Here is a 20,804-nt window from a genome sequence, read left to right as displayed (position 1 = left end):
GATGATTACAATAATCATTCATAAGTTGTAAAAAAGCATAAAATAAAAAGGTTTTCTTTGTTTTGTCACACTGTAAGATGATAATTCAAGATATCCATGGAATAGATCTGTTTTTTCTCTAAATTATCTTTTTATTTGATCATAAAAGTGATTTATTTTCTTGAAAAAGTCTGTATCATCCGCCTCCTAGTTAGCCCATACTCAAAGAGCTTTTAAAGCTAACTAGAAACTCATAAAGCACCGAGTCAAAGGACCGCAAGTCACCCGACTTATTTCTTTCAACCCATATCAGAGATGGTAATTCGATATGAGCGTTTCTTCTGTAAACCCTGCCACTAATTCTACTAACGAATACTATTTGACTCGCCAAAGCCAGATGGAATCCAATGTTCGTAGCTATCCGCGTAAACTTCCACTTGCGATAGCAAAAGCTTTAGGTTGTTGGGTTACTGATGTTGAAGGTACAGAGTACCTCGATTGTTTAGCTGGGGCAGGAACATTGGCATTAGGCCATAATCATCCTGCGGTAATTCAAAGTATCCAAGACACACTTGCAAGTGGCCTCCCATTGCATACTTTGGATTTAACAACGCCTTTAAAAGATGCTTTTACTGAAGCACTACTTGAGCAATTACCTGGTGGTAAAGAAGAGTATTGTCTACAGTTCTGTGGCCCGTCTGGTGCAGATGGTACAGAAGCAGCAATTAAATTAGCAAAAACTTACACTGGTCGTAGTTCAGTAATCAGCTTCTCAGGTGGCTACCATGGTATGACTCACGGTTCTTTAGCAATGACAGGTAACTTGTCTGCTAAAAATGCTGTGAACGGCTTAATGCCGGGTGTTCAATTTATGCCGTATCCGCATGAATACCGTTGCCCATTAGGCATAGGTGGTGAAGCGGGTGTAGACGCATTAACGTATTATTTCGAAAACTTCATTGAAGACGTAGAAAGCGGTGTAACAAAACCTGCAGCTGTAATCTTGGAAGCAATCCAAGGCGAAGGCGGTGTAGTGACTGCACCTGTAAAATGGTTAAAGAAAATCCGCGAAGTGACTGAAAAGCACAACATCGTGTTGATTCTTGATGAAGTACAAGCGGGCTTTGCACGTTCAGGTAAAATGTTTGCCTTTGAACATGCAGGTATTGAGCCAGACGTCATTGTAATGTCTAAAGCGGTAGGTGGTAGCTTACCACTTGCAGTATTGGGCATTAAACGTAAGTTTGACGCATGGCAACCAGCGGGTCACACGGGTACATTCCGTGGTAACCAATTGGCGATGGGTACGGGTCTTGCAACAATCAAAACCATTAAAGAGCAAAATCTTGCGCAAAATGCACAAGAGCGTGGTGACTTCTTACAAGCTGAAATTAAAAAATTAGCGGTAGAATTCCCATGTATCGGTAACGTACGTGGCCGTGGTTTGATGATTGGTGTTGAAATTGTTGATGAACGTCAAAAAGCAGATCACATGGGTTCTTTACCGGGTGATTCTCAATTGGCAGCAGCAATTCAAGCAGCATGTTTCAACAATAAATTGTTGTTAGAAAAAGGTGGTCGTAACGGTACGGTGATTCGTCTACTTTGTCCACTGATCATCAATCAAGCTGAATGTATTGAGGTGATCGTTCGCTTCAAGAAAGCACTTGCTGAAGCACTTGTTGCAACTCGAGGCGCGTAATAATGGTTGATTTTGCAGAACATCGTAAAGCGTTATTCTGCAATGATGCACAATCCATTGCTGACTACCAGTCAGCAATGGGCGAAGCGGTAAAAGCCGTTTCTGCATGGTTGCAAAATGACAAAATGTACACCGGCGGTAGTATTAAAGAGCTTCGTAGTGCAATTGCATTCAATCCTTCTAAAGAAGGTATGGGTGTACAAAAATCACTAGACCGTATGGTTGAGCTGTTCTTAAACAAAAGCTTAAAAGTACATCACCCACATTCTTTAGCGCATTTGCATTGCCCAACAATGGTAACAAGCCAAATCGCTGAAGTGCTCATTAACGCGACAAACCAATCTATGGACTCATGGGATCAAAGCCCTGCAGGTTCATTGATGGAAGTTCAGTTAATTGACTGGCTTCGCCAAAAAGTTGGCTATGGTGCAGGTCAAGCAGGTGTATTCACCTCTGGCGGTACACAGTCAAACTTGATGGGCGTTTTACTTGCTCGTGATGCATGTATTGCTAAAAACTGGAAAGACGAAAACGGCAATCCGTGGTCTGTTCAGCGTGATGGCGTACCTGCAGAAGCAATGCGTAACGTCAAAGTGATCTGTTCTGAAAATGCACACTTCTCTGTGCAAAAGAACATGGCCATGATGGGTATGGGTTTCCAATCTGTTGTCACTGTTCCTGTAGATGCAAATGCACGCATGGACATGGATGCACTTGAGAAAACCATGGCGCACCTTCAAGCTGAAGGCAAAATCGTGGCATGTGTAGTTGCAACTGCGGGTACAACTGATGCGGGCGCGATTGACCCATTGAAAGAAGTGCGTGCAATCACCAATAAATATGACGCGTGGATGCATATCGACGCAGCATGGGGCGGTGCACTGATTCTTTCAAATGACTATCGTTCAATGTTAGATGGTATTGAACTGTCTGACTCGGTAACGCTTGATTTCCATAAGCATTACTTCCAAACGATTTCATGTGGCGCATTTTTGCTTAAAGATGAATCGAACTATCGTTTCATGCATTATGAAGCTGAGTATTTAAACTCTGCTTATGATGAAGAGCATGGCGTTCCTAACTTAGTATCTAAGTCACTACAAACAACTCGCCGTTTTGACGCGTTGAAATTGTGGATGACGGTTGAAGCGTTAGGTGAAGAGCTTTACGGTTCGATGATTGATCATGGTGTAGGTCTAACACGTGATGTTGCAGACTATATTACTGCCACTGACGGTCTAGAAATGCTGGTTGATCCTCAATTTGCATCGGTATTGTTCCGTGTAGTACCAGCAGGTTACCCAGCTGAATTGTTAGATACATTGAACCAAAACGTTGCAGACGAATTGTTTGCTCGTGGTGAAGCGAATATTGGTGTAACTAAAGTAGGTCAAGTTCAATCATTGAAAATGACGACTTTAAGCCCAGTAGCGACTTTAGACAACGTGAAGAATTTGCTTGCTCTTGTGCTAGCGGAAGCGGATCGTATCAAAGGCCCAATCGCTGAAGGTACATATACTCCTGCAATTGACTAATCATCATTTTGTAGGTGTAGAAGAAGGAGCTCATTTGAGCTCCTTTTTTTTAAATGAAAAGGCGCTTAATTTATTACATGGCCACAATTTTTCATTGAAAGATGATAGTTTACTGCGTAGGCAGATTGTTACTTTGAGGGATCAAAGTATCTAAAATCCTTCTCATGTAAAAGGTACATCCATGTGACCATTACCTTATAGTGACATCCCTGTCGCCAGTCGCGATATTCATTGATGTTTATCATTTGATGAATGAGATACCACAATATTTATAACCAATATAAGACTTGTAAAGGAGTTTCCCTCTCCTTGTAGGAGAGGGTTAGGGTGAGGTGAATGCAATACGATATTGATGTTATGCCGCAAATAATGGACTAAAACCTTTTTTACGCAATAATTTGCGGTACATGCTGGAACTGCGGTCCGCCGGGAAATGCGCTTCGATGCTTAAATCCAAAGGCAAATATTCAGGCTTTTGTGATTCAGAGACTAATCGGTCTTCCTCAAATATTTTCAGGTTAAAGTCGTAAGCATCTTCGACAGGTAAGTCCTTGTCATAATTACGGCAAATGGGAGCAAATAGACGGGTGGAGCGGGCAGTCATCGGTGAAGCCACATTCATAATCACTTGCTTGCTGTCGTTTGGAAAATGTATGGTGAGTGTTGCAGTAAAAGGCAGATGAATTTCAAAATGCCGCAGCCATTGAAAGCCATCTTGTCCACGTTGTTCTAAACCAATCGGGTAGCGCCCAACACTGCTCCAATAATCCGCATTAAACCCTGTTTCAGTCTCAAATGTTTTATAGTCAGGTACTTCTACATTTTCAGGGTCACCAAAGGTATCGGGATGTACCCATGCAAAATGCGCAACATCAATAAAGCCTTCAAGCTGCCGGCCTGCAAAACATTGAAAATCGACCGTTGGGCACACCAATTGCTGAAACTCGGCTTCATCCCAATATGGCATTGCAGGGATATTCGGTGCAGTATCTTTAGCGGCAGTAAGTGAGCACCATATCAGTCCATAACGCTCAACAGCAGCATAAGTACGCAAGTTGAAACGAGGTGAAATTTTGTGCTCAGGATGTGCAGGGATGCGATTGCAATGACCATGTTCACCAAAGCGTAAACCATGATAGCGGCAGACAACGCCTAGACCATCATTTTTACCTAAACTTAGGGGTACGCCGCGGTGTGGGCAGGCATCTTTAGCGACAATCAGTTCTTCTCCCATTTTATAGATGACGAGCGGCATATCTAAAAGCATGGTGCCATAAGGTTGTTCTGTAATGTCTCGAGCGAGTGCAATGGGATACCAATATTCTGCAAGTAAGTGCCAGTCATGTTTTTCAAAAGTCATATGCACAGGCAAGTCTGGATTAAATGTCGCAATGGCTTTACTGGTCATTTTAGGCTCTGTTTTTATGTAAAGTTGCATATTGAGCGAACTAAAAATGTAATGAAATTTCAATTATTGGAATAACATGGAATAAAAAATCGAACATGCAAATGTGCATCATTCAGAAAAAGAGGAGAATTTGAAAAAAGAAAATAAGACAAAATATGACAGTGACATGAATTCTTACGAATATCAAAGTAGAAATAAATAAGACCAATACTTTGATAAATTTCATTACGTATTGAAAAATAAAGAATTATATTTAAATCAATGAGCGATCATCAATTATCATAAAAGCGTCATAAAGATGTAACCTAACTGTCATACTCTAAAATCAAAATGCAGATATCGAAAAAGTACAAGACTTTAAAAATAAAAGTGGCGTACTCCAATAAATGCATCAATTAAGAGAGATGAGAATGCGCTTAAATCATATCGCACTTGCTATGGTACTCACTACTGGGGCAACAGTCGCTACAACTGCAAATGCAGCTCGTGACACGATCCAAATTGCTGGTTCTTCAACTGTACTGCCTTATGCAAGTATTGTTGCAGAAGAGTTTGGTAATACATTCCCACAATTTAAAGCACCTGTCGTAGGTTCAGGCGGTACTTCAGGTGGTTTGAAACAATTTTGTAATGGTGTAGGCGATAACACAATTGATGTTGCAAACGCATCTCGTAAAATTAAAGGTACTGAATTGGCTGCATGTAAAAAAGCCGGCGTTAACCAAATCTTAGAAATTAAAGTTGGATATGACGGTATCGTATTTGCTTCAAATGCGAAAAAAGCGGCATTCAAACTTCGCCCACAGCACGTATTTGCTGCACTTGCTGCTGAATTACCTTCAAAAGGTAAATTGGTTCCAAACCCATACACACGTTGGAATCAAATCGACCCAACTTTACCAAACGAAGCAATCACTTTAGTTATTCCTGCATCAAACCATGGTACACGTGAAGTGTTCCAAGAAAAAATGGTCGATGCTGGCTGTGAAACTTATGAAGCTTTCGCAAAATTAGATAAAGATGCTCAGAAAAAAGCATGTTCAACATTCCGTAAAGATGGTCGTGTGATTGAAATCGCAGGCGACTATACAGAGACATTGGCACGCTTAAAAACTTCACCTAACGCTGTAGGTGTATTCGGTCTAGGTTTCTATGACCAAAACCGTGACAAGTTACGTGTAGCAACAGTGAATAATGTAGCGCCGTCTGAGAAGACAATTTTAAATGGTTCATACCCAGTATCTCGTCCATTGTTCTTCTATGTAAAGGGTGAGCACTTAAAATCAATTAAAGGCTTAAAAGAGTTCACAGAATTCTTCCTAAGTAAAAAAGTATCAGGTAAAGGTTCTAAGCTAGAAAAAGCAGGCTTAATTTCAATGTCTGATAAAGAGCGCGCTGCAGTTCTTGCAAACTTTAAAGCTGGTAAAGCAGTTAAATAATTGGATTGAAACAGCCAATGGCAGGATTGACCTGCCATTGGCTTTTTGCAAAGAAACAGTTTTTTCAAGAAGGGCTTTTGAAAAAACAGTGGAGATTACATGAATCTGCTACTTATTGGTGTGTTGCTCGCAATTATTGCAATCGCTTATCAAGTTGGACTGACCAAAAGTCGCAAACTTGCAGGTAAAGGCAATAACTCAGCAATGTTGCATTCACGACCGGGCTATTATGGTGTTTTGGTCGCTTTATGGTGTGGGATTCCCGCTTTTTTAATCTTGATTGTTTGGAACTTGGTTGAACCGAGTATTTTTCAACACGTTATTTTAAATAATGTCCCTGAAAATATTCGTTTAAGTTTAGATCCTGCAAGCACGAGCGTAATGGTTGACCGCGTTCAAGCGATTGCTTCTGGTTTTGGGGTGAGTGATACGCCAGCTGCATATGAACTTGCAGCAGCAGAACAATTAAAGAAAATTGAAAACATTGGCTCATATGCAAAATTGGCCATTGTGATTTGTGCGGCATTGATTGGTTTAGTCATGGCTAAACGCCGCATCGCAGAAAAATATCGTGCACGTAACCAAGTCGAAAAAGTTATTAATATCGCATTGGCACTATGTTCCGGTGTCGCAATCCTGACAACAGTTGGCATTGTGATGTCGATGTTCAGTGAAGCCATGCGTTTCTTTAGTTTTGTCAGTCCACTCGATTTCTTCTTAGGCACTGAATGGAACCCCGGCTTTAGTACATCAGGGAATGCTGAAGGTAGTTATGGTTTGCTGCCACTCCTTTGGGGCACACTCATGGTTAGTGGAATTGCGCTATTGGTTGCTGTTCCAGTTGGTCTGATGATTGCGATTTACTTGGCTGAATATGCCAAGCCAAGTTTCCGTGCTTGGGCAAAACCGGCCATTGAAGTTCTCGCAGGTATTCCAACGATTGTTTACGGTGTATTTGCCTTAATGATTATTGGACCTTTTGCAAAACAGCTCGGCGCGTATATTGGACTCGATATTAATGCAACCAGTGCTTTAACAGCAGGCTTTGTGATGGGGATTATGATTATCCCATTCGTTTCATCATTATCTGACGACATCATTACTCAAGTGCCTCGCGCGCTTCGTGATGGTTCACTTGGTTTGGGTGCTACAAAATCAGAAACCATTCGCCAAGTAGTGATTCCAGCTGCATTGCCGGGCATCATCGGTGCATTCTTATTGGCAGCATCTCGTGCAATTGGTGAAACCATGATTGTGGTGCTTGCAGCAGGGAACAGTCCTTTACTGCATATCAACCCACTCGAAGCGGTGTCTACCGTCACTATTACCATCGTAAACCAATTAACAGGTGATACAGACTTTGCGAGTCCTCAAGCATTAGTTGCTTTTGCACTCGGTTTAACACTGTTTGTGATTACCTTAGGGCTGAATATTGTTGCACTGTACATTGTGCGTAAATACCGTGAGCAATACGAATGAGTACGACGAATACATCAAACATGGATCAAAATTTTGATCCGAACGTAGCAGCTGAGCTTCGTGAAAAACGTAAGAAAATCATTGAAAACTCATTGGCGAAAAGACACCGTAAAGAAAAAACTTTCCGTGTCTTGGGCTTTAGTGCAGTAGTGACTGGCTTATTGTTCGTCGTGCTTTTGTTTGGCAGTATTTTAGCCAAAGGCTTACCTGCATTTTGGCAAAGCTCGATGACAGTGCCTGTATTTTTTGATCCAAGCATTGTTAATGTAGGAGCGAAACCGGTTCAAAAAGAAGGTGAATCTCCTGCACAGTTCCAAGAGCGCTATATTGCTTGGCAAACTGAAATGGGCATGGTGGATTGGGATGCGCTGATCGTAAATGGAATCGTTGCAAAAGATCCATCGATTGCCTCTCAACGTGATGATCTCAACAGTTTATATACCAGTTCAGAAGCTTATCGCTTACGTGACATGGTCATGGCAAATCCTTCATTGATCGGTCAAAAACAAGATTTAAAAATCCTTGCAGATGCCAATGTCGATGTCTGGTTAGCGGGTAATATTGACCGTAGCTTGCCTGATGAACAGCAGCAATTAAGTCCGGAACTGCGTCAACTCGCAGATAAACTTAAAGCAGATGGTGTTATCACTAACTCGTTTAATACTGAAATATTTAAGAATCCAGACTCTCGTAGCTCACCTGCAACTTCAGGTTTAGCAGGGGCGTTTATGGGTTCACTCTTTATGATGCTGATCGTGATCATTATTTCGATTCCAATCGGTGTTGCATCCGCAATTTACTTAGAAGAATTTGCACCTAAAAACTGGATTACCGATGTTGTCGAAGTCAACATTAACAACCTAGCAGCAGTACCTTCAATTGTGTTTGGTTTGCTTGGTGCTGCAATCTTTATTGGTTGGATGCACATGCCGCTTTCGGCACCTGTGGTTGGTGGTTTAGTCTTGAGTTTGATGACACTTCCAACGGTCATTATTACTACACGTGCTTCACTAAAAGCTGTTCCGCCATCGATTCGTCAAGCTGCTTTAGGTTTGGGTGCTTCACGTTTACAAACTGTATTTCACCATGTCTTGCCATTGGCATTACCGGGTATCTTAACTGGTGCCATTATTGGTGTTGCGCAAGCGCTAGGTGAAACTGCTCCATTATTATTGATTGGTATGAGTGCCTTTGTGGCAAGTGTACCAGCCACTCCTTTAGATCAATCTACTGCATTACCAGTACAAATTTTCCTTTGGCAAGGTAATGAGCTACGTAACTTCTTTGAAGGACGTACCGCAGCAGCAATCATTGTACTTCTTGCTCTCATGATCGGCTTAAACAGTTTAGCCATCTGGTTACGTAAGAAATTTGAAGTACGCTGGTAATTGAGGGCATTATATGAATAGCGTCATTACAACTGAAAAGAATTCCTTATATCAGGATAAGTCCGTGAATCCAGAACAAACACAATTTACCTCTGCTCAAGGCAGCCAAAAACAAACCAATACTGCGTTTGTGTCACAATTCGATACGCAATCTAGCGCGAAAAAAGATGCGAAATCGAGCAATGTGAAAATCAGTACCAATGATGTGCATGTGTACTATGGTGAATCTGAAGCGATCAAAGGCATAGATCTGAACATTTATGAAAATGAAGTGATTGCCTTTATTGGTCCGTCTGGTTGTGGTAAGTCAACTTTCCTACGTACGCTCAACCGTATGAATGACACGATTGATTCTTGTCGTGTGACAGGGCAAGTGCTTATGGATAATCAAGATATCTATGATCCAAATCTCGATGTGGTGTTACTGCGTGCCCAAGTGGGTATGGTTTTCCAAAAGCCGAACCCATTCCCAAAGTCTATTTTTGACAATGTCGCTTATGGTCCAAAATTGCATGGTTTGGCACGTGACAAATACGACATGGAAGAAATTGTTGAAAATAGTCTGCGTAAAGCAGGCCTTTGGGATGAAGTGAAAGACCGTTTGAACCAACCGGGTACAGGACTTTCAGGTGGTCAGCAGCAACGTCTATGTATTGCGCGAACCATTGCTGTCAGTCCTGAAGTGATTTTAATGGATGAACCTTGTTCAGCACTCGATCCAATTGCAACAGCAAAAGTAGAAGAGCTCATCACTGAACTTTCAGCGCAATATACCATTGCGATTGTGACACACTCGATGCAACAAGCAGCGCGTGTTTCTGACCGTACCGCATATTTCCATTTGGGTGATTTAATTGAAGTGAATTCCACTGAAAAAGTCTTTACCCAACCGGATCATCAGCTTACAGAAGCCTATATTACCGGTCGTTTTGGTTAATCTAGACTGTTTGAAAATAGAGCCGAAAGGCTCTTTTTTTATGAAGTCAATAATTAGGTAGAAAAGGATTGATAGAAATAAAAAGCTCAATTTGACTCAATGAGAATTATTTTCAAAAAATAGATTGAATTTTTGTGATGTAACCCACATGTTATACAACATAAATATGAATTAAATGAGTTTCAATTTTATGCTATTTCATAATCCCAAGTTGCCTGCGGAAATTCGTGTAAGCCACTTAAATGCACGTATCAATGAACAACGAAAAAAAATTGCGCAAACGACTGCATCTAAACTTGAGCTGCTGCAACTAAGCCAACAATTATCAAAAGAAGCGCGCGCACGTAAAAAGAATAACCAAAAAATTTATGTAATCGATTTTAATGGTGATACCGCTGCATCTGCGGTAACGAGTCTACGTGAAGAAATTACCCTGATCTTAGCGACAGCAAAAGCAGGACGTGACCGCGTGGTTTTACGTTTAGAAAGTCCAGGCGGGATGGTGCATGGCTATGGTCTGGCCGCTGCACAATTGGTACGTTTACGTGATGCTGGATTTAACTTAACCATTTGCGTGGATAAAGTTGCTGCAAGCGGTGGCTATATGATGGCCTGCATTGCAAATGAGATCGTTTCAGCACCATTTGCCGTGGTGGGTTCGATTGGTGTGGTTGCACAAGTGCCGAACTTTAACCGTTTATTGAAAGAAAAACATATCGATTTTGAACTGTATACCGCGGGTCAGTTCAAACGTACCGTAACTATGTTTGGTGAAAATACTGCTGAAGGTAAAGCCAAATTTGAAGAAGAGTTACAGCAAACCCATAACTTGTTTAAACACTTTGTTGAAAAATACCGTCCTCAGCTCAATGTCGATAAAGTTGCCACAGGTGAGCATTGGTATGGTCAAGATGCAATGGATCTCAATTTGGTCGATAAACTCCAAACGTCAGATGAATATCTATTAAGTCTTATGCCACAACATGATGTATATATGATTGAAACCCGCAAAAAACCAACACTGGGTGAGAAGTTAGGCTTACAAGCAGCACAAATTGCGGATTCATTGGTTCCTGCTGTCATGTCAAAAGTGATGGAATCATTGAGCAAAGCTAATGCAAATATCGTTCAATTAAAAGATCTAAAATTTTAAAATCTTTATGCTTATAAAGTATTTAAAGCTCACTTCGGTGAGCTTTTTTTATGCTAAACGATGCTGTTGTGATAGATTGCGTTGCGTACATAGATATTGATGATAATGATGTCTAATTTTCTGTTTATTTTAGGTGGTGTCATTTGCCTAATGGTTTGGCCTTGGCTATATTTGCTGCATTTTCAAAGTGTGAAAAAATCTGTGCTGAAACAGTATGCTGCGCTGTTTGGCCCAGCAGCAACACTGTTGGCAGGCTATATTTATTGTTCATCACTACAGGTAGATGTTCGCTCTGAAGCCTGCGGCACTGTTGTGGCCTATCAGAGTTATATGAGTAGCGGAAATATAAATAAAAGACAGCCTTTTGAGCGGGTTGAAATTTTAGTGAATCATACAAAATATACACGGCATTTTCGTATAGATGATGATCTACAAAAAATGCCAGCGGGAGCAAAAGCGTGCTTTCAGTATTATGACCGAAAATTGAATCCGCAAATGTCAGATTCAATCTTAATTCAATGGACTGCTTAAATATTTAACTGATGTTACGCAGTAACACCAGAAGTGCAATTTGATTCAAATAAAACAACGATACGCGGTAACGTCATCCGCAAGTGTTTGAGACAGGGCTGCTTCTAATCAAAAATGTTTTTGCGATACTTTGAATACGTAGACGCGAGCGAACGAGTTTTGCGGTGAGGAGCATTGCTTCGCAAGATGGTTTCCTTGCGAAGCTTCGCTTCTCATTTTGCCGAATGAGAAACATCGTTTCGTAAAAGTACCTCCAGCCGAAGGCTAATCCCGTTATTCAATTCCTAGATGTAAGACTCCGTCGAATAGACTTAAAAATCATTTTTAAAATGAGAAATTACTTCTAGGTGCGTAACATCAGTATTTAAGATAAAAAATATTCAGGCTTTTGTTTAGCGTTATTCAACAAATTTGATGTCATTAAACAAATACCACCAGTGATCATCGCACCAAGTGTTGCGAGCAGCATATCTTTATGCGCATCCCAAATATCACCTTGTTGCCCATTATAATTTTCAGCTTCTTCTGGTGATAAGCCAATGGCAATCAGCCATTCGATCCATTCATAAAATAAACTGGTCGCCATGACGAATTGTACGACCAATAAAAAGAGTGTTCCGGCTTTTAATTGTGGTAGCCAGATTTGAAATATGCGATAAAAGAACGGATAGAGCAGCAATCCATAGGCAAGGTGTACAAGCCGATCATACATATTCCGAGACCATCCCATGCTTTGGTCAAGGTTGAAACCGAAGAGAGCTTGTGTCCATTCAGAATAAGGTACATAAGAATATAAATAATGGGCACCGATAACATGAATCAATAAAAAGCCAAGATACAGGCAAACAGTTGTGAAACTTAGCCCTATTTTATAGAGGAAAACGAGCAGCACGATCAGCATAAACGCTGTGCCGATTTGATGGAGGATATATGCTTCCATTTCTAAAGGTTGGATACTGGCGATCACAATGGCAAGAGTTAATAACGCAAAAGCTAAGATGTGCTTAAGTTTTAATTTGAAATCAATCATGAAAAGGCAAAGCTCAAATTTTTTATCGGTGTGCAGTGGTTATAATTCGCGGCAAGTATAGCCATAATGCGATGAAAGGTGTTAGTTCGATGGCGTTAGAATTTGTGCATTATTTTTTCAAATGTCATCAGTTCGCTACTAGGGATAAGTATTTTCAAAAAGATTGTATTAAACTCAGATGTATATCGAAGTTTATGTATTTGGAAGTAACTATGGCCGTTGTTGAGGCATTTATTGCGACTCAAAATTGTTATTTTAACTATGAGTTTGAAGAACTTAATTTAACAGATGATTTTCCAGAAGAGCTCTCTGTATCTTTGCGCGGCATGATGTTTCGCCATGAAATTCAGTATCCCAATGCCACATATTATGTTTATTACTCAGATGTTTTAACAGGCTGTGAATTACAACGGATGAAAGATGATTGGGCGAAATATTGCCCTGCAGAATAAAATTACGTCTAAATTTTCTATCTCCTTGCGGAGCATGCTCTTCATCCCAAAGGGAGTAGGAGTATATAGGTGGAAATAAAAAACGAGGCATGAAGCCTCGTTTTTTTGATCTATTTAAAATTAGATTTTAGAAATCAGATCTTTGAAATTAATTCAGCAATTTGTTTTGCTTGAGTTGATGCATTACCTGTATATGTTGCAGGTGTCATTTCAGCAAGACGTGCACGGTCAGCAGCTGGAACAGCTTCTAACTCGTTACCATTTACGAAATCAACCATTATTTCGCGAGTCATTGCTTGACCACGAGTTAGGGCTTTAAGTTTTTCGTAAGGTTTTTCAACTGCATAACGACGCATTACAGTTTGAATTGGTTCAGCAAGAACTTCTTGAGCATGGTCAAGGTCTTCTAGAATACGTTGAGCATTCAACTCAAGTTTGCCAATACCTTTAGAGCAAGCTTCAAATGCAATCAAGCTTTGTGCAAAACCAACACCCATGTTACGAAGCACAGTTGAGTCAGTTAAGTCACGCTGCCAACGAGATACAGGAAGTTTTTCACCAAGGTGAGCCAATACCGCATTCGCAATACCCAAGTTACCTTCAGAGTTTTCGAAGTCAATTGGGTTAACTTTATGTGGCATTGTTGAAGAACCAACTTCGCCTTCTTTCAAACGTTGTTTGAAGAAACCAAGTGAGATGTATCCCCAAACGTCACGGTTAAAGTCGATTAAGATTGTGTTGAAACGACGTAGCGCATCAAAAAGTTCCGCCATGTAGTCATGCGGTTCAATCTGAGTCGTGTACGGGTTGAAGGTTAAACCTAAAGACTCTACAAAAGCTTGAGAATGAGCAGGCCAGTTAATTTCAGGGTAAGCAGAGTAATGAGCGTTGTAGTTACCTACAGCACCGTTAATTTTACCTAGAAGTTCAACTTGTTTGAATTGCTTGATTTGACGCGCTAAACGGTAAGCTACGTTCGCCATTTCTTTACCCAAAGTTGTTGGGCTAGCAGTTTGACCGTGTGTACGAGACAACATTGGTTGTTCAGCATGTTTTTCAGCCAAAGCAACGATTGAATCGATGATTTGTTGCATCGCAGCAACTAAAACTTCACGGCCATTTTTAAGCATTAAAGCATGAGACAAGTTGTTGATGTCTTCAGAGGTACATGCAAAGTGAATGAATTCGCCTGCATTTTTAAGCTCATCGATATGTGCGATTTGCTCTTTTAAGAAGTACTCAACTGCTTTTACGTCATGGTTAGTTGTACGTTCAATTTCTTTAATGCGGTTAGCATTATCTTCAGAGAAGTTCGCAACAATTGCATCAAGCGCAGCGTTGGTTTCAGCACTGAACGCTGGAACTTCAGTGATTTCAGGACGGTTTGCAAGCGCTTGTAACCAACGCACTTCAACAGTCACACGAGCATGGATTAAACCAAACTCAGAGAGGAAGGGACGTAGAGCATCACATTTGCTTGCGTAACGTCCATCTAATGGAGAAAGTGCGGTTAAAGCGTTCATAGCGATTCCTTAAATTTTGGAATTAAACGTAAAACAAAAAGCCCGTACTGCATCAGTTAAACCACCTGATACTGTAAACGGGCAAGATCTTGAATATCTTGTAGTAGCTTGCGCTTACTGAAAATCATACCCCATGAGCTACCACCGAGCTGACGCCATAAATGTGCCATTTGTAAGCCGGTAAATAAGGTGGCGCGAATGCGATTGGTATGAGAAGTGTCTTTAAATGCTTCGGCATTACCACGAACCATAATACGTGGATTAATTTGGCCTGCAGTTTCAATATAGGTTTGCGCTAAATTGGCAATGATACTTGGATGTAAATAATTATTATCAAAAAAGGAAAGCTGTCTTAGAATTTTTTGTTGGGATTGTTCGATGATTTCGACAAATTTAGGATTGCTATAGACTTTCTTTTCTAACTGCAATAACGCCATCGCATACGTCATGGGTAGCTTAGTATTGGCAAGTTTAGGAAGTCTAGATTTGGGAGAAGTATTGAAGGGCTGAGTAATGCTACTTTCTAAGGTTTTTAATCCCAGCGAAATATCCGCCAAGCCACTAAAAAAATCAAGCGTCTGACTAGACTGATTCGACTTAGGACGGATATTTAAACTGGCTTTAATGAGATGTTCAAAATAAAAGTTACCGCTTTCTCCGATACTCTGTTGCCCAGTCAATGCAGTCATGTGGGTCAGCTGTGTTGCTTGAAATACAGCAGCTAACGCCAATGCACGATTTTGGCGAGTATTCAGAGTCTGAGGCTGTTGAAACGGTAACTCTGTCATCCGAAACAATCCTTATTCAATAAAATCCGGTTTAGGCGCATTTGTATGATGAATCACACCGCCACCTAAACAAACTTCACCGGTGTAGAACACCACACTTTGACCCGGTGTAACAGCACGTTGTGGCTCATCGAATTCGACACGCACACCATTTGGTGCTGTAGGGTCTTTAAATATTGTACAGTCTTGGTCAGGCTGACGATAACGAGTTTTCGCTGTGCAGCGGAAACCTGATTGAGGAATCTCTTGTTCACCAGCCACCCAATCAATCGCTTCAGACCATAAAATGGTGCTTTGCATGAGTGGATGTTCATGACCTTGACCAACGACTAGGCGGTTACCTTCGATATCTTTATGCAGTACAAACCAAGCGCCTTCTTCAGCACCTTTTAGACCACCAAGACCGATGCCACCACGTTGGCCGAGCGTATAGTACATTAAGCCGTGATGTTCACCAACCTCTTTACCCGTGTCTAAGACGATTTTTCCGGGTTGAGCAGGTAAATATTGCTTTAAGAAGTCATTAAATCGACGTTCGCCAATAAAACAAATTCCTGTTGAATCTTTTTTCTTCGCGGTGATTAGACCTAATTCTTCAGCGATTTTACGCACTTGTGGTTTTTCAATTTCACCCACAGGGAACAAAGTTTTGTTAATTTCACGACCATGCACTGCATGTAGGAAATAGGTTTGGTCTTTGTTGTTGTCTAGACCACGCAGTAGAGGGGCATACTCTTCACCACGTGAATTTTTTAGCGTTTCACCACGGCGGCAATAGTGGCCTGTCGCAATAAAGTCAGCACCTAAGTTCACAGCATGGTCGAGAAATGCACGGAATTTAATTTCTTTATTGCAGAGAATATCTGGGTTTGGTGTACGACCTGCGGCATATTCTTCTAAGAAATGCTCAAAGACACGGTCCCAATATTCCATCGCAAAGTTTGCGGTATGAAGTTTGATTCCAATTTTGTCACAAACGGCTTGAGCATCGGCAAGATCTTCCATTGCCGTACAGTATTCCGTGCCGTCATCTTCTTCCCAGTTTTTCATGAAAAGACCTTCAACTTGATAACCTTGTTGAAGTAAAAGTGCTGCAGATACAGAAGAATCTACACCACCAGACATACCGACGATGACACGTTGTTGCATAGGATTAAGCATCCAAATTTGAAATTAAGGGAGAATTTTGGTGCTCGTAAATGAGCGATAAAGGAAATTTTTGACCTGAAAGAGCATCTTGCACAGCTTTGATGACTAATGGACTACGCGCACGGGCAGACTCAATGAGTTCATCAAGCGTCATCCATACTGCACCGGCAATACCTGTGTCTAATTGTGCATCGGCATGGTGCTGAATGTCTTTAGCTAAGAAACAGAAACGGAAATAAGTACGATCAGGGAACATCGGAGGAGTATAAGTATACATGCCTAGGAGGTTCGTGATTTCTACATCGTGACCTGTTTCTTCCATGGTTTCTCGAATGGCGGCTTCAATAATGGTTTCGCCAGCTTCAACATGACCTGCAGGTTGATTAAATACAGTATGGGTCACACCTTCTGTATGTTCTTCAACAAATAGGAATTTTCCGTCTTTTTCAACGACTGTCGCAACAGTGACGTGAGCAGTCCAAGCGGTCATAGAAAAGCACCATGGGGTAAAAACGCTATTCTACAAAATTTAGGGAGCGGTGGCTATGATTGATTTTTTTCTTAATTTCTTTTGTTTATAGTAAGAAAAATTGTTAAATAAATAAAAGTGTATTGTTTTATTAGTTAGTGAAATTATAGTTTTAGCTCAGTACTAACCGAATTGTTAGAGATTTAACATTACTGCTTTTCAAAACTACTTGCTTAATAAAGTAGTAATGTTAAATATTTAATTTTTTATTCAATGAAGGGAATTTTACTCTCTCGAGGCAAATCTGGGAATAATGTGTAAATCATATCAGGATTCTTTTGCAGACCCGCACCATCAATGTATTTCCATTCCTTACTTTCAATTGGACGTACTGCAAGCATGAAGGACAGATCACCTGTCATTTTGCGGCCATTCATAGAAATCGTGACTTGTTTGGGTACTGCACAAAACTCATTTCTGCCAATGATATAACTTTGTTTAGGAGCATATGTTTCAACTTGAGAGACATATATTTTATTTTGTTTAAAGGAGTTTGCAGCAAGTTCTAATATTGCATTATATTTATCTTTACCGCCTGCATAATTGATTATAGATGATTCTGTTTTTTCGGCGATTAATGCATAGTTACCCTTATTCAAGGCTGTGCCGATATCTTTAATTTCTTTGGCAATGATTTTTTCATAATCATCTTTACACTGCGTTGAATTCGCAAAAGCAGTTGCAGAGCTTGAAATTACGCCTGCAAAAAATATTCTAGTAATGAATAAAGTATAAGATTTAATCGACATTAAAGAGTTACTCTGTATTTGAATTTGTCTGTCAATGAAACGTTGAGACATAAGCTGGAACTGTTAAAACTAAAAACGGATGCGTATATTATTTATTTTGATCAAGATAATTATTCGACACCTTCACATAATTTTGCGCTGAATAAGGCAAGAGCGCTTTTTCTTTATCGGTCAGTGGGCGAACTTTCTTAACGGGACTGCCCACATATAAATAACCACTTTCTAGAACTTTATTGGGTGGGACAAGTGAACCAGCACCAATCATCACATCATCTTCAACAATTACATCATCTAAAATAATCGTACCTATACCGACTAAAACACGATTACCAATGGTACAACCGTGTAATTTCACGTGATGACCAATCGTCACATCTTCACCAATAATCAGTGGAGAACCCTCGGGTTTATCGGCTTTTTTATGACTCACATGCAACATTGAGTGGTCTTGCACATTGGAGTTTTTACCAATACGAATATGGTTTACATCACCACGAATCACAGCAAATGGCCAAACCGAAACATTTTCAGCCAATACAACATCGCCAATCACGACTGACATTTCATCGATATAGCAAGAGTCATCAATACGTGGGGCAGTGTCTAAATAAGGGCGAATGTTTTGGCTCATAGGAAAGTCATCTACAGGTTTTTAGGCAGTATAAAATAAAAAAGCACCTAGACCGAAATCTAGATGCTTTCACTTTAGTCTTAATATCGAGTTTTCATCAAACTTAGAATAAGTTGCTAAAGAATTGTTTGATGTGATCAATCATTTTTGCAAAGAAACCAGCTTCTTCAACATTTTGTAGAGCGACAAGTGGTTTTTCAGCAATGACTTTGCCATTAAGCGTTGCAACGTATTTACCAACCACTTGACCTTGTTTTAAAGGAGCAGTTAATTTTGGTTGAACAACCAATTGAGTTTTAATGGCGTTCGCTTCGCCTTTAGGCATCGTCACGTTAAAGTTTTCAGCTAGACCTACTTGAACTTGATTGTCTTTACCGTACCAAACTTTTGCTTTTGCAAGCACTTGTTTAGCAGGTTGAACTTTTACAGTTTCAAAGTTTGCATAACCCCAAGCTAAAATTTCACGTGTTTGAGATGCACGTTCGTTCATGCTTGGCGCACCAAAGATCACTGAAATTAAACGTAAAGGACCACGTTTAGCTGAAGTCGTTAAGCAGTAGCCCGCTTCTTCAGTATGGCCAGTTTTTAAACCATCTACACTTGGGTCAGTATAAAGCAGGGCATTACGGTTGCCTTGCTTAATGCCATTGAACGTAAATTCTTTTTCAGAGTAGATCGGATAGTATTTTGAACTGTCATGAATGATATGTTGCGCTAGAGTCGCCATATCTTTGGCAGTCGAGAAATGACCTTCAGCTGGCATACCTGTCGCATTGATGAATTGAGTATTCACCATGCCAATACGTTTCGCTTCTTGATTCATCATGTGGGCAAAGGTGCCTTCATTGCCAGCAATATGTTCTGCCATAGCTTTAGAAGCATCGTTACCCGACTGAATGATAATGCCACGTAACATTTCTAATGCAGTTGCAGTACCGTTGAGCGGAACGTACATACATGACTCAGTGCTGCTGCCGCGACACCAAGCCGACTCATTCATACGTACTTTTTCATTTTCAGTTAGTTCACCGCTTAATAACTTTTGCTCAATGATGTAACTGGTCATCATTTTTGTCATTGAAGCAGGAGCTAATTTTTCGTTTTCATTTTTAGAAGCAAGGATTTGCCCTGTCTCATAGTCCATCAGCACATAAGATTTATTATTTAATTCAGGTGGTGCAGAAAGGACAGTTGCCGCGAATGAAAAACTAGGTGCAAGTAGTAATGCGGCAAGGGCGGTTTTTCGGGTCATTCTGGGTGGTTCCAATAACTTAGGTATAAGCACAAAGAGCCTAGCATTTTAGGACAAAGCTAGGCGGACTGCTATGGGGTGCAAGCGCTTATTTTAAAAGTATTGTAACCAATTGGTATTATTTGCTGTAAGCAGTCAATTCTTTGCAAATCGCACCATTTTTCTTATCGCCAGCTTTCTTCGCATCAGACTGCGCTTCTTTTAAAGCGTCTTTAAAACTTTTTTGTTTGCTGAGTTGCTGTAAAGCATTTACTGGGTTCTTTTCATTCGGCATATATTCTTTAGCTAATTTTGCATAACCCGCTTCAAACTTTGGTTGATCTTTGTCATTCACCAATTTTGGGCAGACTTCAGATAGTACATAGATAGCTGCAAGTTCTTGAGTAGTCACTTGAGGTGTAGGGGTAACTTCAATTTTTTCATCTGCGGCATGTGCAGACAAGGTAGTGAAAGCAAAAGCAGAAAGACTAAGGGCACAAAGAGATTTTACAAAGGAGTTTTTCATTTAAATAACCTGTTAAATAACCTAAAAGATATCAAATAGCTAAAATTTATTTGCTTAGCTTAATCATATTTTGGGTAGAGATCAGTAGAAAATTGTATTGAAGCTGTTTAGAAATCAATACATTGTGAAAGAAAAAAGGATGAGGCTATAAAGCGTCATCCTTTTTTGGCAGGTTTGATGCAATTAGGACTAACCTATTGAGAGGGCGTCCAAATCTGAATGATCAATTAACCTTCATAATTTAAAACGTCATCACAAACTGATTTTTGTTCAGCTTTATCAGTTTCTTTAGCAGCTTGACGTGCTTCTTCAAGAACTGATTTATATTCGCTGTCAGACTGTAGTTTTTCTAAAGTCATTGATTTATCAGAATAATCAGCAAGATATGTTTTAGTGAGTGCTTGAATGTTGGCATCAAATTTTGCATTTTGACCAATAATCGCAGGGCATACTTCTAACATGACTTGTGCAGATGCAATGTCTTCTTTTACGATGGTATTGGCTTCTTCTTGAGTGAAGTCATTGTCTGCGACCACAGTTTGAGTCATGCAAGCTGCTAGAGCAAAGCCCAATAAACCACGAAGTGCTACGGTTTTATTCATTTTGTACACACACATTTATGCTGGATGTTGAAGTGTAAATATA

At 40.3% G+C, this 20,804-nt stretch carries 20 protein-coding genes; 9 read left to right on the top strand and 11 right to left on the bottom strand.

All coding sequences use genetic code 11. From position 1 onward, the window contains the following. Positions 1-307: 307 nt before the first annotated feature. Positions 308-1,681, top strand: coding sequence for a diaminobutyrate--2-oxoglutarate transaminase (locus tag FTU36_RS02965; protein ID WP_168379196.1), 1,374 nt, complete (start codon positions 308-310; stop codon positions 1,679-1,681). 2 nt (positions 1,682-1,683) lie between these two features. Beyond that, on the top strand, positions 1,684-3,216 hold the full coding sequence (locus FTU36_RS02960) for an aspartate aminotransferase family protein (RefSeq protein ID WP_180116776.1): 1,533 nt from the start codon (positions 1,684-1,686) through the stop codon (positions 3,214-3,216). 355 nt (positions 3,217-3,571) lie between these two features. Here FTU36_RS02960 and FTU36_RS02955 read toward each other — a convergent pair whose 3' ends face one another. Beyond that, entirely contained in the window at positions 3,572-4,624 is a 1,053-nt protein-coding gene (locus FTU36_RS02955) for a Rieske 2Fe-2S domain-containing protein (RefSeq protein ID WP_180116775.1), read from the bottom strand. Between the two features lie 410 nt (positions 4,625-5,034). Here FTU36_RS02955 and FTU36_RS02950 point away from each other — a divergent pair, with 410 nt between their 5' ends. From FTU36_RS02950 to FTU36_RS02925, 6 genes are all read left to right on the top strand, one after another. After that, positions 5,035-6,063 carry a substrate-binding domain-containing protein gene (locus FTU36_RS02950; protein ID WP_168379199.1) on the top strand — a complete coding sequence of 343 codons (1,029 nt, stop codon included), beginning with the start codon at positions 5,035-5,037 and terminating at the stop codon, positions 6,061-6,063. A 99-nt stretch (positions 6,064-6,162) separates the two neighbouring features. Beyond that, the gene (gene pstC, locus FTU36_RS02945; protein WP_168379200.1) at positions 6,163-7,542 is read left to right on the top strand and encodes a phosphate ABC transporter permease subunit PstC; all 1,380 of its coding nucleotides are present in this window, start codon (positions 6,163-6,165) and stop codon (positions 7,540-7,542) included. Next, the gene (gene pstA, locus FTU36_RS02940; RefSeq protein ID WP_180116774.1) at positions 7,539-8,930 is read left to right on the top strand and encodes a phosphate ABC transporter permease PstA; all 1,392 of its coding nucleotides are present in this window, start codon (positions 7,539-7,541) and stop codon (positions 8,928-8,930) included. The genes pstC and pstA overlap by 4 nt, the downstream gene beginning before the upstream one ends. A gap of 13 nt (positions 8,931-8,943) precedes the next feature. Further along, positions 8,944-9,867 carry a phosphate ABC transporter ATP-binding protein PstB gene (gene pstB, locus FTU36_RS02935; protein ID WP_218948527.1) on the top strand — a complete coding sequence of 308 codons (924 nt, stop codon included), beginning with the start codon at positions 8,944-8,946 and terminating at the stop codon, positions 9,865-9,867. A gap of 190 nt (positions 9,868-10,057) precedes the next feature. Further along, positions 10,058-11,020, top strand: a complete 963-nt coding sequence (sohB, locus tag FTU36_RS02930; protein ID WP_180009607.1) for a protease SohB — start codon at positions 10,058-10,060, stop codon at positions 11,018-11,020. 105 nt (positions 11,021-11,125) lie between these two features. After that, positions 11,126-11,551 carry a hypothetical protein gene (locus FTU36_RS02925; RefSeq protein WP_252725857.1) on the top strand — a complete coding sequence of 142 codons (426 nt, stop codon included), beginning with the start codon at positions 11,126-11,128 and terminating at the stop codon, positions 11,549-11,551. A gap of 364 nt (positions 11,552-11,915) precedes the next feature. Here the strand turns inward: FTU36_RS02925 and FTU36_RS02920 are convergent, their stop codons facing one another. After that, positions 11,916-12,581, bottom strand: coding sequence for a DUF2238 domain-containing protein (locus tag FTU36_RS02920; RefSeq protein ID WP_180088097.1), 666 nt, complete (start codon positions 12,579-12,581; stop codon positions 11,916-11,918). A gap of 212 nt (positions 12,582-12,793) precedes the next feature. Here FTU36_RS02920 and FTU36_RS02915 point away from each other — a divergent pair, with 212 nt between their 5' ends. Next, entirely contained in the window at positions 12,794-13,033 is a 240-nt protein-coding gene (locus FTU36_RS02915; RefSeq protein ID WP_180060146.1) for a hypothetical protein, read from the top strand. A 134-nt stretch (positions 13,034-13,167) separates the two neighbouring features. Here FTU36_RS02915 and purB read toward each other — a convergent pair whose 3' ends face one another. From purB to FTU36_RS02870, 9 genes are all read right to left on the bottom strand, one after another. Beyond that, positions 13,168-14,556, bottom strand: a complete 1,389-nt coding sequence (gene purB, locus FTU36_RS02910) for an adenylosuccinate lyase (protein WP_180116773.1) — start codon at positions 14,554-14,556, stop codon at positions 13,168-13,170. 56 nt (positions 14,557-14,612) lie between these two features. Further along, positions 14,613-15,344: a high frequency lysogenization protein HflD gene (gene hflD / locus FTU36_RS02905; RefSeq protein WP_078190181.1), complete on the bottom strand. Its 732-nt coding sequence runs from the start codon at positions 15,342-15,344 to the stop codon at positions 14,613-14,615. Between the two features lie 12 nt (positions 15,345-15,356). Next, the gene (gene mnmA, locus FTU36_RS02900; protein WP_180116772.1) at positions 15,357-16,493 is read right to left on the bottom strand and encodes a tRNA 2-thiouridine(34) synthase MnmA; all 1,137 of its coding nucleotides are present in this window, start codon (positions 16,491-16,493) and stop codon (positions 15,357-15,359) included. 4 nt (positions 16,494-16,497) lie between these two features. Beyond that, entirely contained in the window at positions 16,498-16,983 is a 486-nt protein-coding gene (locus tag FTU36_RS02895) for an NUDIX hydrolase (RefSeq protein WP_168379208.1), read from the bottom strand. A gap of 245 nt (positions 16,984-17,228) precedes the next feature. Next, on the bottom strand, positions 17,229-17,822 hold the full coding sequence (locus FTU36_RS02890; protein WP_257222267.1) for a hypothetical protein: 594 nt from the start codon (positions 17,820-17,822) through the stop codon (positions 17,229-17,231). Between the two features lie 37 nt (positions 17,823-17,859). Further along, positions 17,860-18,402, bottom strand: a complete 543-nt coding sequence (locus FTU36_RS02885; protein ID WP_180116771.1) for a gamma carbonic anhydrase family protein — start codon at positions 18,400-18,402, stop codon at positions 17,860-17,862. 103 nt (positions 18,403-18,505) lie between these two features. Continuing rightward, positions 18,506-19,654, bottom strand: a complete 1,149-nt coding sequence (dacC, locus tag FTU36_RS02880; RefSeq protein ID WP_111884220.1) for a D-alanyl-D-alanine carboxypeptidase PBP5/6 — start codon at positions 19,652-19,654, stop codon at positions 18,506-18,508. A gap of 118 nt (positions 19,655-19,772) precedes the next feature. Next, on the bottom strand, positions 19,773-20,159 hold the full coding sequence (locus tag FTU36_RS02875) for an MCR_0457 family protein (protein WP_180088102.1): 387 nt from the start codon (positions 20,157-20,159) through the stop codon (positions 19,773-19,775). Between the two features lie 227 nt (positions 20,160-20,386). Beyond that, positions 20,387-20,761: an MCR_0457 family protein gene (locus FTU36_RS02870; RefSeq protein WP_168377836.1), complete on the bottom strand. Its 375-nt coding sequence runs from the start codon at positions 20,759-20,761 to the stop codon at positions 20,387-20,389. Between the last annotated feature and the right edge of the window lie 43 nt (positions 20,762-20,804).

This window comes from Acinetobacter sp. YH12096 (genome assembly GCF_013419215.1).
In the GTDB taxonomy this organism is placed as follows: domain Bacteria; phylum Pseudomonadota; class Gammaproteobacteria; order Pseudomonadales; family Moraxellaceae; genus Acinetobacter; species Acinetobacter amyesii.
Note: the sequence above shows the minus strand (reverse complement) of the source record. Positions and strands in the feature narration are given on the sequence as shown.

What these genes read in the sequence shown, in the direction of transcription:
- FTU36_RS02885 (WP_180116771.1), bottom strand. Translation starts at nt 18,402, where the DNA reads ATGAGCCAAAACATTCGCCCTTATTTAGACACTGCCCCACGTATTGAT.
- FTU36_RS02870 (WP_168377836.1), bottom strand. Translation starts at nt 20,761, where the DNA reads ATGAATAAAACCGTAGCACTTCGTGGTTTATTGGGCTTTGCTCTAGCA.
- dacC (WP_111884220.1), bottom strand. Translation starts at nt 19,654, where the DNA reads ATGACCCGAAAAACCGCCCTTGCCGCATTACTACTTGCACCTAGTTTT.
- purB (WP_180116773.1), bottom strand. Translation starts at nt 14,556, where the DNA reads ATGAACGCTTTAACCGCACTTTCTCCATTAGATGGACGTTACGCAAGC.
- mnmA (WP_180116772.1), bottom strand. Translation starts at nt 16,493, where the DNA reads ATGCAACAACGTGTCATCGTCGGTATGTCTGGTGGTGTAGATTCTTCT.
- FTU36_RS02875 (WP_180088102.1), bottom strand. Translation starts at nt 20,159, where the DNA reads ATGAAAAACTCCTTTGTAAAATCTCTTTGTGCCCTTAGTCTTTCTGCT.
- pstC (WP_168379200.1), top strand. Translation starts at nt 6,163, where the DNA reads ATGAATCTGCTACTTATTGGTGTGTTGCTCGCAATTATTGCAATCGCT.
- FTU36_RS02950 (WP_168379199.1), top strand. Translation starts at nt 5,035, where the DNA reads ATGCGCTTAAATCATATCGCACTTGCTATGGTACTCACTACTGGGGCA.
- pstB (WP_218948527.1), top strand. Translation starts at nt 8,944, where the DNA reads ATGAATAGCGTCATTACAACTGAAAAGAATTCCTTATATCAGGATAAG.
- FTU36_RS02895 (WP_168379208.1), bottom strand. Translation starts at nt 16,983, where the DNA reads ATGACCGCTTGGACTGCTCACGTCACTGTTGCGACAGTCGTTGAAAAA.
- FTU36_RS02915 (WP_180060146.1), top strand. Translation starts at nt 12,794, where the DNA reads ATGGCCGTTGTTGAGGCATTTATTGCGACTCAAAATTGTTATTTTAAC.
- FTU36_RS02890 (WP_257222267.1), bottom strand. Translation starts at nt 17,822, where the DNA reads ATGTCTCAACGTTTCATTGACAGACAAATTCAAATACAGAGTAACTCT.
- FTU36_RS02925 (WP_252725857.1), top strand. Translation starts at nt 11,126, where the DNA reads ATGATGTCTAATTTTCTGTTTATTTTAGGTGGTGTCATTTGCCTAATG.
- FTU36_RS02965 (WP_168379196.1), top strand. Translation starts at nt 308, where the DNA reads ATGAGCGTTTCTTCTGTAAACCCTGCCACTAATTCTACTAACGAATAC.
- FTU36_RS02920 (WP_180088097.1), bottom strand. Translation starts at nt 12,581, where the DNA reads ATGATTGATTTCAAATTAAAACTTAAGCACATCTTAGCTTTTGCGTTA.
- sohB (WP_180009607.1), top strand. Translation starts at nt 10,058, where the DNA reads ATGCTATTTCATAATCCCAAGTTGCCTGCGGAAATTCGTGTAAGCCAC.
- FTU36_RS02960 (WP_180116776.1), top strand. Translation starts at nt 1,684, where the DNA reads ATGGTTGATTTTGCAGAACATCGTAAAGCGTTATTCTGCAATGATGCA.
- FTU36_RS02955 (WP_180116775.1), bottom strand. Translation starts at nt 4,624, where the DNA reads ATGACCAGTAAAGCCATTGCGACATTTAATCCAGACTTGCCTGTGCAT.
- pstA (WP_180116774.1), top strand. Translation starts at nt 7,539, where the DNA reads ATGAGTACGACGAATACATCAAACATGGATCAAAATTTTGATCCGAAC.
- hflD (WP_078190181.1), bottom strand. Translation starts at nt 15,344, where the DNA reads ATGACAGAGTTACCGTTTCAACAGCCTCAGACTCTGAATACTCGCCAA.